Genomic DNA, 13,320 nt, shown 5'->3' on the forward strand with positions numbered 1-13,320 from the left:
CAAGGCACGATCATGGCAAAAACAGCAGCAGCACTGCATATTCTTGTTAAAGAAGAGAAACTGGCACTGGATCTTCTGGAGCAGATCAAAAACGGCGCGGACTTCGAGAAACTGGCGAAGAAACACTCTACCTGCCCGTCAGGCAAAAAAGGCGGCCACTTAGGTGAATTCCGTCAGGGCCAGATGGTTCCTGCGTTTGATAAAGTGGTGTTCTCCTGCCCGGTGCTGGAGCCAACCGGCCCACTGCACACCCAGTTCGGTTACCACATCATTAAAGTGCTGTACCGCAACTAAGCAGCAAAAAGCCCGGTGGCGGCTACGCCTTACCGGGCTTACTGAGTGTCATTTCGATTTGCAAAAAAGCGCTTAATGCGCACAACCCTACTCAGTGACCGGGCTGTGCGAATGCTGCCAACGCATCTGCAACTCGAAAGGTGATGAGGGTTCAGCCAGCGACGGCGATACGCTTCATATCTTTCATATAACCGCGCAGCGTATGACCCACGCTCTCAATTGCATGGCTACGAATCGCTTCGTTCACGTCACGCAGCTGAGCGTTATCTACCGTACCTTCGGCAATCGCTTTGCCCAGATCGCCTGGCTGCAGAGTCGTCATGAACTCTTTCAGCAGCGGTACGCAAGCGTAAGAGAACAGGTAGTTACCGTACTCAGCGGTATCAGAGATAACCACGTTCATCTCATACAGACGCTTACGGGCGATAGTGTTGGCAATCAGCGGCAGCTCGTGCAGTGATTCATAGTACGCAGACTCTTCGATGATGCCGGAATCCACCATGGTTTCGAACGCCAGTTCAACGCCCGCTTTCACCATCGCGATCATCAGAACACCTTTATCGAAGTACTCTTGTTCGCTGATTTTACCATCAAACTGCGCAGCGGTTTCGAACGCGGTTTTGCCGGTCTCTTCACGCCAGGTCAGCAGTTTTTTATCGTCGTTGGCCCAGTCAGCCATCATGCCGGAGGAGAATTCGCCGGAGATGATGTCATCCATATGTTTCTGGAACAGCGGCGCCATGATCTCTTTCAGCTGCTCAGACAGTGCATAAGCACGCAGTTTTGCCGGGTTGGACAGACGGTCCATCATCAGCGTGATACCGCCCTGTTTCAGCGCTTCGGTGATGGTTTCCCAGCCGAATTGAATCAGTTTTTCTGCGTAAGACGGGTCGGTACCCTCTTCCACCAGCTTGTCGAAGCACAGCAGAGAACCGGCCTGCAGCATACCGCACAGGATAGTCTGCTCGCCCATCAGGTCAGATTTCACTTCTGCCACGAAGGAAGATTCCAGGACACCTGCGCGGTGACCGCCGGTAGCCGCAGCCCAGGCTTTGGCAATCGCCATGCCTTCGCCCTTCGGATCGTTTTCCGGGTGAACCGCAATCAGGGTTGGCACACCGAAACCACGTTTGTACTCTTCACGCACTTCGGTGCCTGGGCACTTCGGCGCAACCATCACCACGGTGATGTCTTTACGGATCTGCTCGCCCACTTCAACGATGTTGAAACCGTGAGAATAGCCCAGCGCCGCGCCGTCTTTCATCAGCGGCTGAACAGAGCGCACAACGTCGGAGTGCTGTTTGTCCGGCGTCAGGTTAACCACCAGATCGGCCTGCGGGATCAGCTCTTCGTAGGTACCCACTTTGAAGCCGTTTTCGGTCGCTTTACGCCATGAAGCACGTTTCTCAGCAATCGCTTCTTTACGCAGGGCGTAAGCAATGTCCAGACCGGAGTCACGCATGTTCAGGCCCTGGTTCAGACCCTGTGCGCCACAGCCGACGATGACCACTTTTTTACCCTGAAGGTAGCTCGCGCCATCGGCGAATTCATCGCGCGCCATAAAGCGGCATTTGCCCAACTGTGCCAGCTGCTGACGCAGATTCAGTGTATTAAAGTAGTTAGCCATGGTGAACTCCGTGATGTTGTGTTGCTTATTGTTCGGGTCGCTTATGCGAGAATGAACTTACTATATGACAGGAAATTTATTGCGGAAATTGATATATTCACAACGTCACGTTGCAATTTCTGCAATGTAAAACCGTGGGGAGCGATCTGTGGATTTACGCGATCTCAAAACCTTTCTGCATCTGGCAGAAAGCCGTCATTTTGGCCGCAGCGCCCGGGCCATGCACGTCAGTCCCTCCACGCTCTCCCGGCAAATTCAGCGCCTGGAAGAGGACCTCGGTCAGGCGCTATTTGTGCGCGACAACCGCACCGTAACGCTCACGGAAGCGGGTGAAGAGCTGCGAACGTTCGCCCAACAGACCTTACTTCAGTACCAGCAGTTGCGGCACACCATCGATCAGCAGGGGCCGTCCCTCTCTGGCGAACTGCATATCTTCTGCTCCGTGACGGCGGCTTATAGCCACCTGCCGCCGATTCTCGATCGTTTTCGTGCTGAACATCCGTCGGTAGAAATCAAGCTCACCACGGGCGATGCCGCAGATGCGATGGAGAAAGTGGTGACGGGTGAAGCGGATCTGGCGATTGCGGGTAAACCCGAAACGCTGCCCGGCGCGGTCGCGTTTTCGATGCTGGAGAATCTGGCCGTGGTGTTAATCGCTCCGGCTCTACCGTGCCCGGTGCGCAATCAGATATCCGTCGATAATCCTGACTGGGCAACGGTGCCGTTCATCATGGCCGACCAGGGGCCCGTCCGCCGCCGCATCGAACTGTGGTTCCGTCGCCAAAAAATCAGCAACCCGTCGATTTATGCGACAGTGGGCGGGCACGAAGCGATGGTGTCGATGGTGGCGCTCGGCTGTGGCGTGGCGTTGCTGCCGGAAGTGGTGCTGGAAAACAGCCCCGAGCCGGTGCGTAATCGCGTGATGATTTTAGAGCGGAGCGATGAGAAAACGCCGTTTGAGCTTGGCGTATGCGCACAAAAAAAGCGGCTGCATGAGCCGCTTATTGACGCGTTTTGGCAGATATTGCCGAACCACTAACCCGCCAGGAAGAACCTGAACGCCGGGTTATGGGTCTCGTCGTGACAATCGTAACCCAGCTCGTTCAGCCGCGTTTCGAAATCCGGCTCGTGCTCGCCCAGTTCGAATGCCGCTAACACACGCCCGTAGTCGGTACCATGGCTACGGTAGTGGAACAGAGAGATGTTCCAGTGCGTACCGAGGGTGTGCAGGAACTTCAGCAACGCGCCCGGTGATTCCGGAAACTCAAAGCTGAACAGACGCTCCTGTAATGGCTTCGACGGACGCCCGCCGACCATATAGCGCACATGCAGCTTCGCCATTTCGTCATCAGAGAGATCCACCACGCTGTAGCCGCCTTCATTCAGCAGGTGGAGGATCTCTTTGCGCTCCTCCAGCCCACGGCTCAGACGCACACCGACAAAAATGCAGGCATCTTTCGCATCGGCAAAGCGATAGTTAAACTCTGTGACGGAACGCCCGCCGAGCAGCTGGCAGAATTTAAGGAAACTGCCCTTCTCTTCCGGGATCGTCACCGCCAGCAGCGCCTCGCGTTGCTCACCCAGCTCGCAGCGTTCGGACACGTAGCGCAGGCCGTGGAAGTTGACGTTCGCGCCGGACAGCACATGCGCCAGGCGTTCCCCGCGAATGTTGTGCTGAGCGATGTATTTTTTCATTCCCGCCAGCGCCAGAGCACCCGACGGCTCCGCGACCGCACGGACATCCTCGAACAGATCTTTCATAGCCGCGCAGATCGCATCGCTGTCGACGGTGATGATATCGTCGAGATACTCCTGGCAGACGCGGAAGGTCTCATCGCCAATGCGCTTGACCGCAACGCCCTCAGCAAACAGCCCGACGCGCGGGAGATCGACCGGATGACCGGCATCCAGCGCCGCTTTCAGGCAGGCAGAATCTTCCGCTTCCACCGCAATCACTTTGATCTGTGGCATCAGCTGTTTGATAAGCACTGCGACACCCGCTGCCAGACCACCGCCGCCCACCGGGACAAACACCCGATCGAGATGCGCATCCTGCTGCAACAGCTCCAGCGCCAGCGTGCCCTGCCCTGCAATCACCATCGGGTGATCGAACGGTGGCACCCAGGTAAAGCCCTGCTGCTGCGCCAGTTCGATGGCGCGCGCCTTCGCTTCATCAAAATTGGCACCGTGCAGGAGCACTTCGCCACCAAAACCGCGAACCGCGTCCACTTTGATATCAGCCGTCGCCACCGGCATCACGATCAGCGCTTTCAGCCCTAAACGCGCGGCGGAAAACGCCACGCCCTGGGCGTGATTTCCCGCTGAGGCGGTGATGACGCCGCGTGCTTTTTGCTCTTCGGTTAGCCCGGCCATCATCGCGTAGGCACCGCGCAGCTTAAAGCTGTGTACTGGCTGGCGATCTTCGCGTTTCACCAGGATCACGTTATCGAGACGGGACGACAGCTTGTCCATTTTCTGCAGCGGCGTGACCTGCACAGCCTCGTAGACCGGTGCGCGAAGCACCGCTCTGAGATATTCCGCCCCCTCAGGGGCGGCGGATAAGGGTTGTGATTCGGCCATCATTAGCCCCCAAGCTTGGATTTATCGCGCACCGCGCCTTTGTCCGCACTGGTGGCAAGGGTGGCATAAGCGCGCAGGGCGAAGGAGACTTCGCGCTGGCGATCTTTTGGCGTCCAGGCTTTATCGCCACGGGCTTCCTGTGCTTCACGACGCGCGGCAATTTCCTGCTCGCTCAGCTGCAGCTGAATGCCGCGATTTGGAATGTCGATCGCAATCATGTCGCCGTCTTCAATGATGGCGATGTTGCCGCCGCTCGCGGCTTCCGGAGAAACGTGGCCGATAGAGAGACCAGAAGTACCGCCGGAGAAACGGCCATCGGTGATCAGCGCGCAGGCTTTGCCGAGTCCCATGGATTTCAGGAAGGTGGTCGGATAGAGCATCTCTTGCATGCCCGGCCCGCCTTTTGGCCCTTCGTAGCGGATAACAACTACATCGCCCGCCGCCACTTTACCGCCCAGAATCGCGTCTACCGCAGCGTCCTGACTTTCGTACACTTTCGCCGGACCGGTGAATTTGAGAATGCTGTCGTCCACGCCCGCTGTTTTTACGATGCAGCCGTTTTCAGCAAAGTTGCCGTACAGCACGGCCAGACCGCCGTCCTTGCTATAGGCATTTTCCAGAGAACGGATGCAGCCTTCAGCGCGGTCGTCATCCAGGGTGTCCCAGCGGCAATCCTGCGAGAAGGCCTGCGTGGTGCGAATACCTGCCGGACCGGCGCGGAACATCTTTTTCACCGCGTCGTCTTTGGTCAGCATCACGTCGTACTGCTCCAGCGTTTGCGGCAGCGTCAGGCCGAGAATGTTTTTCACTTCACGGTTCAGCAGACCGGCACGTTCCAGCTCGCCGAGAATACCCAGCACGCCACCGGCACGGTGTACGTCTTCCATGTGGTATTTCTGCGTACTTGGCGCGACTTTACACAGCTGCGGCACTTTGCGGGAAAGCTTGTCGATGTCACTCATGGTGAAATCAATTTCAGCTTCCTGCGCCGCAGCCAGCAGGTGCAGAACGGTATTGGTGGAACCGCCCATGGCGATATCCAGCGTCATGGCATTTTCGAACGCCGCTTTGTTGGCGATGTTGCGCGGCAGCGCGCTGACGTCGTCTTGCTCGTAATAACGTTTGGTCAGTTCCACGATGCGAGTACCGGAATTCAGGAACAGCTGTTTGCGGTCGGCGTGCGTTGCCAGCAGGGAGCCGTTACCTGGCTGGGAAAGGCCGAGAGCTTCGGTCAGGCAGTTCATGGAGTTGGCGGTGAACATGCCGGAACAGGAACCGCAGGTCGGACACGCTGAGCGCTCAACCTGATCGCTCTGCTCGTCGGAGACTTTCGGGTCCGCGCCCTGAATCATCGCGTCGACCAGGTCGAGCTTGATGATCTTGTCAGAAAGCTTGGTTTTACCGGCTTCCATCGGGCCGCCAGAGACGAAGATCACCGGAATGTTCAGGCGCAGGGACGCCATCAGCATCCCTGGGGTGATTTTGTCGCAGTTGGAGATACACACCATCGCATCGGCGCAGTGGGCGTTAACCATGTACTCGACCGAATCGGCGATCAGCTCGCGCGACGGCAGTGAATAGAGCATGCCCCCGTGGCCCATCGCGATACCATCATCGACAGCGATGGTATTGAACTCTTTCGCCACGCCGCCTGCGGCTTCAATTTGCTCAGCAACCAGTTTACCCAGATCGCGCAGGTGGACGTGCCCCGGCACAAACTGGGTAAAGGAGTTAACCACAGCGATAATCGGCTTACCGAAGTCAGCGTCGGTCATCCCGGTAGCGCGCCACAGCGCGCGGGCACCGGCCATATTACGGCCATGGGTGGTGGTGGCGGAACGATACTTAGGCATGCTCTTTTACTCCCGTCTGAATATTCACTGGGACGGTGCGTGCCGTCCCAAAATTATGCTTATGAATTAACTTGATCCAACCAGCCCCATTTATCTTCCGTTTCACCGGTGAAGAGGCCAAAGAATGCATCCTGAATACGTTTGGTGACCGGGCCACGACGGCCTTCGCCGACCTGGATGCCGTCCACGCTGCGAACCGGGGTGATTTCAGCCGCGGTACCGGACATAAACACTTCATCTGCCAGGTACAGGGATTCGCGGGACAGAACCTGTTCACGGACTTCGATACCCAAATCTTTCGCCAGCTTGATGATCGCATCACGGGTGATGCCCGGCAGTGCTGAGGAGGTGAATGGCGGGGTGAACAGAATGCCGTCTTTCACTTCAAACAGGTTTTCACCAGCGCCTTCTGAGATGTAGCCGTTCACGTCCAGAGCGATACCTTCCTGATAACCGTGGCGGCGCGCTTCGCTGCCGACCAGCAGGGAAGAGAGGTAGTTACCGCCCGCTTTCGCGGCCGTTGGGATAGTGTTTGGCGCGACGCGATTCCAGGAGGAAACCATTGCGTCGATCCCCTGCTCCAGAGCTTCTGCACCCAGATAAGCTCCCCACGGGAACGCGGCAATGATGACGTCAGTGGAGTAACCGGCTGGCGGGTTAACGCCCATGCCCACATCACCCACGAAGACCAGCGGGCGAATATAGGCGCTGGTCAGATTGTTTTTGCGGAGCACTTCGCGGCACGCTTCCATCAGCTCATCAACGCTCTGAGAGACCGGGAAACGATAAATTTTGGCTGAGTCATGCAGACGCTGCATGTGTTCGCGATGGCGGAACACCACTGGTCCTTTGTGAGAGTCGTAGCAACGGACACCTTCAAACACAGAGGTACCGTAATGCAGGGCGTGAGACATCACGTGTACCGTGGCATCTTCCCAACGAACCATCTCACCGTTGAACCAAATGTAATCAGCTTTCTTCGTCGTCATGTTTTCTTCCTGTCACGCTTAAGCGCGGATTTGTTGTGATGTGGTTGTGCTCTGGCAGATGGCCACATGGGCAACATCTACCAGTTTACTTAACTGGCTAAACAGTAAGTCGACCGACCGTGGACTGGCAACGGTCAATTCGATATTTATGTTCTGGGCATCGGTGGCGGTTTCCATATTCATGGCGCAGATCTGAAAACCACGGTGGCGAACGACGCGCAATACGCGCTCTAATGTTTCTGGGTTGAAGCGGGCCTGAACGGCGACCTGATGTTGCATCATGATAATTTCTCCATCATTTGTGCGTTACTGGCGCCAGGTGGCACCAACGGCCAGACATTCTCAAGTTCGTCGATTGAGACATGAAGCAGGTATGGCCCTTCGCTGGACAGCATGGTGTCGAGTGCCGCTTCAACCTGGTCTTTACGGGTGATGTGTTGGCCAGGGATACCGAAGGCGCTGGCCAGCACGAGGAAATCAGGATTATCAGTGAGGGTTGTTTCGCTGTAGCGCTCCTGGAAAAAGAGCTGCTGCCACTGGCGAACCATGCCTAAACGCTGGTTGTCCAGTAACAGGATTTTCAGCGGCAGCTGTTTGCGTTTGACCGTGCCCAGCTCCTGCACGTTCATCATGAACGATCCATCCCCCGAAACGCAGATGACCGTGTCATTCGGGCGTGCAACCTGAGCGCCGACGGCTGCTGGCAGGCCGAAGCCCATAGTGCCTAATCCGCTGGAGGTGATGAAATTTTCCGGGCGGGTGTAGGTCATATGCTGGGCAGACCACATCTGGTGCTGGCCGACATCGGTGGTAACGACGCAGTCAGTTGGTTTGCGATCCGACAGCTGTTTTAACAGCAGCGGAGCATAAATTGCCTCACCAGGATGATCGTAACGCCAGCTATTTTCCAGGCGCATCTGCGCCGTGTGCTGACGCCATTCATTGATGGACAACGGCTGCTGCAACGCCGGTAACAGTGCGTTCAGATCGCCCTGCAACGCCACGTGCGCCTGGCGCAGTTTATTCATTTCGGCCGGATCGATATCCATATGGATCACTTTGGCATTCGGGGCGAAGGTGTTCAGCTTACCGGTCACTCGGTCGTCGAAACGCGCGCCAACGGCAATCAGCAGGTCGCATTCTTGCACTGCTAGGTTTGCGGCCTTGGTGCCATGCATCCCCAGCATGCCGAGGTAATACGGGTAATCCGCTTCAACAGCACCCAGTCCTTTCAGAGTGCAGGTCGCAGGGATTTGTGTTGCAGCGATAAACTCGCGCAGCGCGGGAACCGCTTGTGCCATCCCCACTCCGCCCCCCACATACAGCATCGGCTGCTGCGCCTGGGCCAGCATCTGGCGAGCCAGTTCAACTTCCGCCTGCGGGAAAAAGTCATCATTTTCGACGGTGGAGAAGTGCGGTTCTAAATCGCCGACTGCCACCTGAATATCTTTGGGAATATCAATCAGAACGGGGCCAGGACGGCCTGAGTTTGCCACCTGGAAGGCCTCTGCCATGACACGCGGCAGCTCTTCCAGCGACTGCACCAGGAAGCTGTGCTTGGTGCAGGCCAGGGACAAACCGAGAACGTCCACTTCCTGAAACGCATCGGTACCGATAAACGGTGAGGCAACCTGCCCGGTAATGGCGACGACGGGAACGGAATCCAGCAGCGCATCGGCAAGGCCAGTGATCAGGTTGGTCGCACCCGGTCCTGAAGTGGCCATACAAACGCCCGTTTTACCGGTCGCGCGGGCGAAACCAATCGCCGCCATCGCCGCGCCCTGCTCGTGTCGGCACAACAGGTGCTCCACGCCGCCGTCATACAGTGCATCGTAAATCGGCATAATTGCGCCACCCGGATAACCGAAGACCGTCTCGACTCCTTGCGCTCGCAACGCATGTACTACCCATTGTGCCCCGTTCATAGTGAGTTCCCCGTCATAAATCTGGAGAAACAGAATTTTGTGCTAGTTGTCATTATCTGCTCCTCATTTAAGTTTTTAGGTCATAAAAAAACCCCCGGACCTTTCGGTGCGGGGGTCTTAGTTCGTTAAGGCTTGATTTTTAAGCCTTTCCTCGTCCAAGTGCAGCCCCGCACGGTGGGATAATAATCACCACCACGCTAATCACGACCAGGCTAATCACTAGTAGAAGGGCTGTCATTTTGAGTTCTTTTGGCATCTTGTTCGAAGGAATACCTAAAGAGGTATCACAGACATTGAATTAAACACAAGAAATATTTATGACGCGATTGCTTAGCCAGCGAATACTTTCGCAAAAAATGTTTGTTTTATATAAGGAAAATAGAAAATGAATATTTTTCATTTTTTAATAGTGTCTCCAACAGAGAAAACGTCGATTTTTGCGCATTTGCGATCGCTCTTCCGCCATAAAGCAAGTGTGACTTTGTTTCATTAAAAAGCATGAACACGCCTCGTAATGTCTGCAATTGACGCTAAAAAACCACAAAACACACTGGCATAGTGACTGGCAAAGGAGACACCTATGTCACTGTCAGTCGTTTATACTCGCGCAGCGTTGGGCGTACAGGCGCCGCTTATTTCTGTGGAAGTTCATCTGAGCAATGGACTCCCCGGCTTAACCCTCGTCGGACTCCCGGAAACCACCGTGAAAGAGGCCCGGGATCGCGTTCGCAGCGCTATCATCAATAGCGGTTATACCTTTCCGGCCAAGAAGATAACCATCAACCTGGCCCCTGCCGACCTCCCAAAAGAAGGCGGGCGATATGATTTACCTATCGCCATAGCGCTTCTCTCCGCCTCTGAGCAGCTTAACGCTCCCCATTTGAATCGGTATGAGTTTGTGGGCGAACTGGCGCTTACAGGCGCGTTAAGAGGCGTTCCAGGCGCAATCTCGGGAGCGTTAGCCGCGTTACAGGCCGGTAGACATATCATCGTGGCTACTGAGAACGCATCAGAAGTCAGCCTCATTGAGGAAAAGGGGTGCCTGATTGCCGGACATTTACAGGAGGTGTGTGCATTTCTGGAGGGGCGTCATGAGTTAGCAGAACCTGAAGAGAATCGTATCGTTATGCCGGAACATCTGGAGGATCTTAGCGACATCATCGGTCAGGAGCAGGGCAAGCGCGCGCTGGAAATCACTGCGGCAGGCGGCCACAACCTGCTGCTGATTGGGCCGCCAGGCACAGGGAAAACTATGCTTGCCAGTAGGCTTAACGGTTTGTTGCCCCCGCTGAGCAACCATGAGGCTCTGGAGAGCGCAGCAATCATTAGTCTGACGAATTCCACATCCCTACAGAAGCACTGGCGCAGAAGGCCGTTTCGGTCCCCACATCACAGCGCCTCACTCACGGCGATGGTTGGCGGCGGTTCGATCCCAATACCCGGTGAAATTTCCCTCGCGCACCACGGTATTCTGTTTCTGGATGAATTACCTGAATTCGAAAGACGTGTTCTGGATGCCCTACGCGAACCGATCGAGTCCGGGCAGATTCATATCTCCCGTACCCGAGCCAAGATCAGCTATCCGGCGCAGTTCCAACTCATTGCTGCCATGAATCCCAGTCCATCAGGCCATTACCAGGGCAACCACAACCGGAGTACACCTGAGCAGACACTTCGCTATCTGGGACGACTGTCAGGCCCGTTCCTCGACCGCTTCGATCTCTCGCTCGAAATCCCACTGCCGCCACCGGGAGTGCTTAGCCAGATGAATAACACAGGGGAGAACAGCAGCACCGTACGGGAACGCGTGATTCGTGCCCAGGAACGGCAGTATTTACGTCAGAACAAGCTCAATGCGCGTCTCGATAACGCAGAGATCCGTCAGTTTTGTTGTCTGTCAGAAGTTGACTCACGCTGGCTGGAAGAGACGCTGACACGATTTGGCCTCTCAGTACGAGCATGGCAACGCCTGTTGAAGGTGGCGCGCACTACCGCTGATTTGGAGGGGAGTGGTGATATCGCGCGGCAGCATCTGCAGGAAGCACTAAGTTATCGCGCAATAGACCGTTTGCTGCTGCACCTGCAAAAGATGCTGGCGTAAAAAAGGGGCCGCAGCCCCTTTTCACATCATATCAATCGTCAGATTCGGTGTAGTCTTCTGCACCTTCCATCTGCGGCTTACCGCCGGAGAGAGTATGGAAACGCTTTGGTCGCTTAATGCGAGCCATGTATTTGATCCATACGCGTTCTGCTTCAGATTCTGGCTCACGCTCACCACGGCAAACGGCAACAAACAGTTTTTCATCTTCAGTTGCAGGCTCACGTTTCCCCAGATCCAGCTCGTTAAAGGCATAACCATGGCGCTCAAGCAGTTGCGCCTCTTTGATGGTGAAATCGCCATGACGAGAGAACCCGCGCGGATAATTTTTATTGTCGAAAAAACGATTAGTTGTCGTAAAGCTTTCCGCCATCCTACACGCTCCTAATTCTTTGGCCGAGCTATTTATGGCGCGGAGTATTAGTTACGCTTGACAGAGCGTCAAACAAAACATTTAAATCATCACGACAAATAATTTTGCGGAGAAAGATGTGGATACGGAATTGCTAAAAACTTTCCTCGAAGTGAGCAGAACGCGTCACTTTGGGCGAGCGGCGGAAGCACTCTACCTGACACAGTCAGCGGTGAGTTTTCGTATTCGTCAGCTGGAAAATCAACTCGGTGTGAATCTTTTTACCCGCCATCGCAACAATATTCGCTTAACGGCGGCTGGTGAGAAGCTCTTACCCTACGCTGAAACACTGATGAATACCTGGCAGGCGGCGCGAAAGGAGGTGGCACATACTTCCAGATACAACGAGTTTTCTATCGGGGCGAGTGCATCCCTTTGGGAATGCATGCTGAGCCAGTGGCTTACACGATTGTATAAGTCGCACAACAACCTGCAATTTGAAGCCCGAATTGCACAGCGGCAGTCGCTGGTGAAGCAGTTACATGAGCGGCAGTTAGATCTGCTGATCACGACTGAAGCCCCCAAAATGGATGAATTTAGCAGCCAGATCCTGGGACAATTTAACCTGGCTCTCTATGCTTCTCAGCCTTCGATGATGAAAGCGGATCTCAGCTATTTACGACTGGAATGGGGCCCCGATTTCCAGCAGCATGAAGTGGGTTTGATCGCGGCGGATGATGTCCCTTCACTGACGACCAGCTCTGCAGAGATCGCCTGTCAGCAATTAGCCCTTCTCAATGGTTGCACCTGGTTACCCACTCGTTGGGCGGATGACAAACCCAGACTGCATACTGTCTCTGATTCTACAACGCTTGTCCGGCCACTCTATGCGATCTGGCTTCAGAACAGCGACAAGCATGTCCAAATTAAAGATCTATTGAAAATCAACGTAATGGATTAGTTTTAGAGTCTTGCAGGGACGCAAGAAAGACAGGGTTTTTGAGGTATTCAACGCAAAAAAAATCCTTTGCCGAAGCAAAGGATTATATATGGCAGGGGCGGAGAGACTCGAACTCGCGACACCCGGTTTTGGAGACCGGTGCTCTACCAACTGAGCTACGCCCCTAAATCTTCTTGCTATTAAGCCTGCTAGGTAAGCAGGCTTAATATCTTAATAAGTGGCGGAACGGACGGGACTCGAACCCGCGACCCCCTGCGTGACAGGCAGGTATTCTAACCGACTGAACTACCGCTCCACCGAAGACTTCTGTAACCACCGGATTTATGCACCGGTTTACTACTTAATTTGATGCCTGGCAGTTCCCTACTCTCACATGGGGAGACCCCACACTACCATCGGCGCTACGGCGTTTCACTTCTGAGTTCGGCATGGGGTCAGGTGGGACCACCGCGCTAAAGCCGCCAGGCAAATTCTGTTATCAACACGCATCTCTGCGCATTAATTAATCTGTATCAGCTGAAAATCGTCTGTCTCTGCTTCGCCAAAACATCTTCGGCGTTGTAAGGTTAAGCCTCACGGTTCATTAGTACTGGTTAGCTCAATACATCGCTGCACTTACACACCCAGCCTATCAACGTCGT

General features: G+C 55.0%; 13 protein-coding genes, 2 tRNA genes and 1 rRNA gene. 4 read left to right on the top strand and 12 right to left on the bottom strand.

Going from position 1 to position 13,320, the window contains the following annotated elements; translation table 11 throughout:
- Positions 1-12: 12 nt before the first annotated feature.
- Entirely contained in the window at positions 13-294 is a 282-nt protein-coding gene (ppiC, locus tag C0560_RS20335) for a peptidylprolyl isomerase PpiC (protein WP_015960967.1), read from the top strand.
- 151 nt (positions 295-445) lie between these two features.
- Here ppiC and ilvC read toward each other — a convergent pair whose 3' ends face one another.
- Positions 446-1,921, bottom strand: a complete 1,476-nt coding sequence (gene ilvC, locus C0560_RS20340; protein WP_100778414.1) for a ketol-acid reductoisomerase — start codon at positions 1,919-1,921, stop codon at positions 446-448.
- A 148-nt stretch (positions 1,922-2,069) separates the two neighbouring features.
- Here ilvC and ilvY point away from each other — a divergent pair, with 148 nt between their 5' ends.
- Positions 2,070-2,960 carry an HTH-type transcriptional activator IlvY gene (gene ilvY, locus C0560_RS20345; RefSeq protein ID WP_100778413.1) on the top strand — a complete coding sequence of 297 codons (891 nt, stop codon included), beginning with the start codon at positions 2,070-2,072 and terminating at the stop codon, positions 2,958-2,960.
- Here ilvY and ilvA read toward each other — a convergent pair.
- The 7 genes from ilvA to ilvL form a co-directional block, all read right to left on the bottom strand.
- Positions 2,957-4,501 carry a threonine ammonia-lyase, biosynthetic gene (ilvA, locus tag C0560_RS20350; RefSeq protein ID WP_102105673.1) on the bottom strand — a complete coding sequence of 515 codons (1,545 nt, stop codon included), beginning with the start codon at positions 4,499-4,501 and terminating at the stop codon, positions 2,957-2,959. The two genes, ilvY and ilvA, sit on opposite strands and share 4 nt — an antisense overlap.
- A gap of 2 nt (positions 4,502-4,503) precedes the next feature.
- On the bottom strand, positions 4,504-6,354 hold the full coding sequence (ilvD, locus tag C0560_RS20355) for a dihydroxy-acid dehydratase (protein ID WP_248859327.1): 1,851 nt from the start codon (positions 6,352-6,354) through the stop codon (positions 4,504-4,506).
- Positions 6,355-6,413: 59 nt separating this feature from the next.
- Positions 6,414-7,343, bottom strand: a complete 930-nt coding sequence (ilvE, locus tag C0560_RS20360; protein ID WP_100778411.1) for a branched-chain-amino-acid transaminase — start codon at positions 7,341-7,343, stop codon at positions 6,414-6,416.
- Between the two features lie 18 nt (positions 7,344-7,361).
- On the bottom strand, positions 7,362-7,625 hold the full coding sequence (ilvM, locus tag C0560_RS20365) for an acetolactate synthase 2 small subunit (protein ID WP_095283916.1): 264 nt from the start codon (positions 7,623-7,625) through the stop codon (positions 7,362-7,364).
- Positions 7,622-9,268: an acetolactate synthase 2 catalytic subunit gene (ilvG, locus tag C0560_RS20370; RefSeq protein WP_123429964.1), complete on the bottom strand. Its 1,647-nt coding sequence runs from the start codon at positions 9,266-9,268 to the stop codon at positions 7,622-7,624. The genes ilvM and ilvG overlap by 4 nt, the downstream gene beginning before the upstream one ends.
- Positions 9,265-9,321, bottom strand: coding sequence for a peptide IlvX (ilvX, locus tag C0560_RS20375; RefSeq protein WP_194514210.1), 57 nt, complete (start codon positions 9,319-9,321; stop codon positions 9,265-9,267). Before ilvX ends, ilvG begins: the two co-directional genes overlap by 4 nt.
- 86 nt (positions 9,322-9,407) lie before the next feature.
- Positions 9,408-9,506: an ilv operon leader peptide gene (gene ilvL, locus C0560_RS20380; RefSeq protein WP_023620831.1), complete on the bottom strand. Its 99-nt coding sequence runs from the start codon at positions 9,504-9,506 to the stop codon at positions 9,408-9,410.
- A 342-nt stretch (positions 9,507-9,848) separates the two neighbouring features.
- Here ilvL and C0560_RS20385 point away from each other — a divergent pair, with 342 nt between their 5' ends.
- The gene (locus tag C0560_RS20385; protein ID WP_248859328.1) at positions 9,849-11,369 is read left to right on the top strand and encodes a YifB family Mg chelatase-like AAA ATPase; all 1,521 of its coding nucleotides are present in this window, start codon (positions 9,849-9,851) and stop codon (positions 11,367-11,369) included.
- Positions 11,370-11,400: 31 nt separating this feature from the next.
- Here the strand turns inward: C0560_RS20385 and C0560_RS20390 are convergent, their stop codons facing one another.
- On the bottom strand, positions 11,401-11,739 hold the full coding sequence (locus tag C0560_RS20390) for a DUF413 domain-containing protein (RefSeq protein WP_100778408.1): 339 nt from the start codon (positions 11,737-11,739) through the stop codon (positions 11,401-11,403).
- Positions 11,740-11,857: 118 nt separating this feature from the next.
- On the opposite strand from C0560_RS20390, the gene hdfR reads away from it, so the two are divergent.
- On the top strand, positions 11,858-12,679 hold the full coding sequence (gene hdfR, locus C0560_RS20395; protein ID WP_123429962.1) for an HTH-type transcriptional regulator HdfR: 822 nt from the start codon (positions 11,858-11,860) through the stop codon (positions 12,677-12,679).
- A gap of 89 nt (positions 12,680-12,768) precedes the next feature.
- Here the strand turns inward: hdfR and C0560_RS20400 are convergent.
- The 3 genes from C0560_RS20400 to rrf all read right to left on the bottom strand — a co-directional run bounded on the left by C0560_RS20400 (position 12,769) and on the right by rrf (position 13,145).
- Positions 12,769-12,844 (bottom strand) — tRNA-Trp (locus tag C0560_RS20400).
- Positions 12,845-12,897: 53 nt separating this feature from the next.
- Positions 12,898-12,974: transfer RNA gene (locus C0560_RS20405), tRNA-Asp, on the bottom strand.
- Between the two features lie 55 nt (positions 12,975-13,029).
- Positions 13,030-13,145 (bottom strand): 5S ribosomal RNA (rrf, locus tag C0560_RS20410).
- Between the last annotated feature and the right edge of the window lie 175 nt (positions 13,146-13,320).

This window comes from Lelliottia sp. AC1 (genome assembly GCF_023278595.1).
GTDB classification, from domain to species: domain Bacteria; phylum Pseudomonadota; class Gammaproteobacteria; order Enterobacterales; family Enterobacteriaceae; genus Enterobacter; species Enterobacter nimipressuralis.

What these genes read in the sequence shown, in the direction of transcription:
- ppiC (WP_015960967.1), top strand. Translation starts at nt 13, where the DNA reads ATGGCAAAAACAGCAGCAGCACTGCATATTCTTGTTAAAGAAGAGAAA.
- ilvC (WP_100778414.1), bottom strand. Translation starts at nt 1,921, where the DNA reads ATGGCTAACTACTTTAATACACTGAATCTGCGTCAGCAGCTGGCACAG.
- ilvA (WP_102105673.1), bottom strand. Translation starts at nt 4,501, where the DNA reads ATGGCCGAATCACAACCCTTATCCGCCGCCCCTGAGGGGGCGGAATAT.
- ilvD (WP_248859327.1), bottom strand. Translation starts at nt 6,354, where the DNA reads ATGCCTAAGTATCGTTCCGCCACCACCACCCATGGCCGTAATATGGCC.
- ilvE (WP_100778411.1), bottom strand. Translation starts at nt 7,343, where the DNA reads ATGACGACGAAGAAAGCTGATTACATTTGGTTCAACGGTGAGATGGTT.
- ilvM (WP_095283916.1), bottom strand. Translation starts at nt 7,625, where the DNA reads ATGATGCAACATCAGGTCGCCGTTCAGGCCCGCTTCAACCCAGAAACA.
- ilvG (WP_123429964.1), bottom strand. Translation starts at nt 9,268, where the DNA reads ATGAACGGGGCACAATGGGTAGTACATGCGTTGCGAGCGCAAGGAGTC.
- ilvL (WP_023620831.1), bottom strand. Translation starts at nt 9,506, where the DNA reads ATGACAGCCCTTCTACTAGTGATTAGCCTGGTCGTGATTAGCGTGGTG.
- C0560_RS20385 (WP_248859328.1), top strand. Translation starts at nt 9,849, where the DNA reads ATGTCACTGTCAGTCGTTTATACTCGCGCAGCGTTGGGCGTACAGGCG.
- C0560_RS20390 (WP_100778408.1), bottom strand. Translation starts at nt 11,739, where the DNA reads ATGGCGGAAAGCTTTACGACAACTAATCGTTTTTTCGACAATAAAAAT.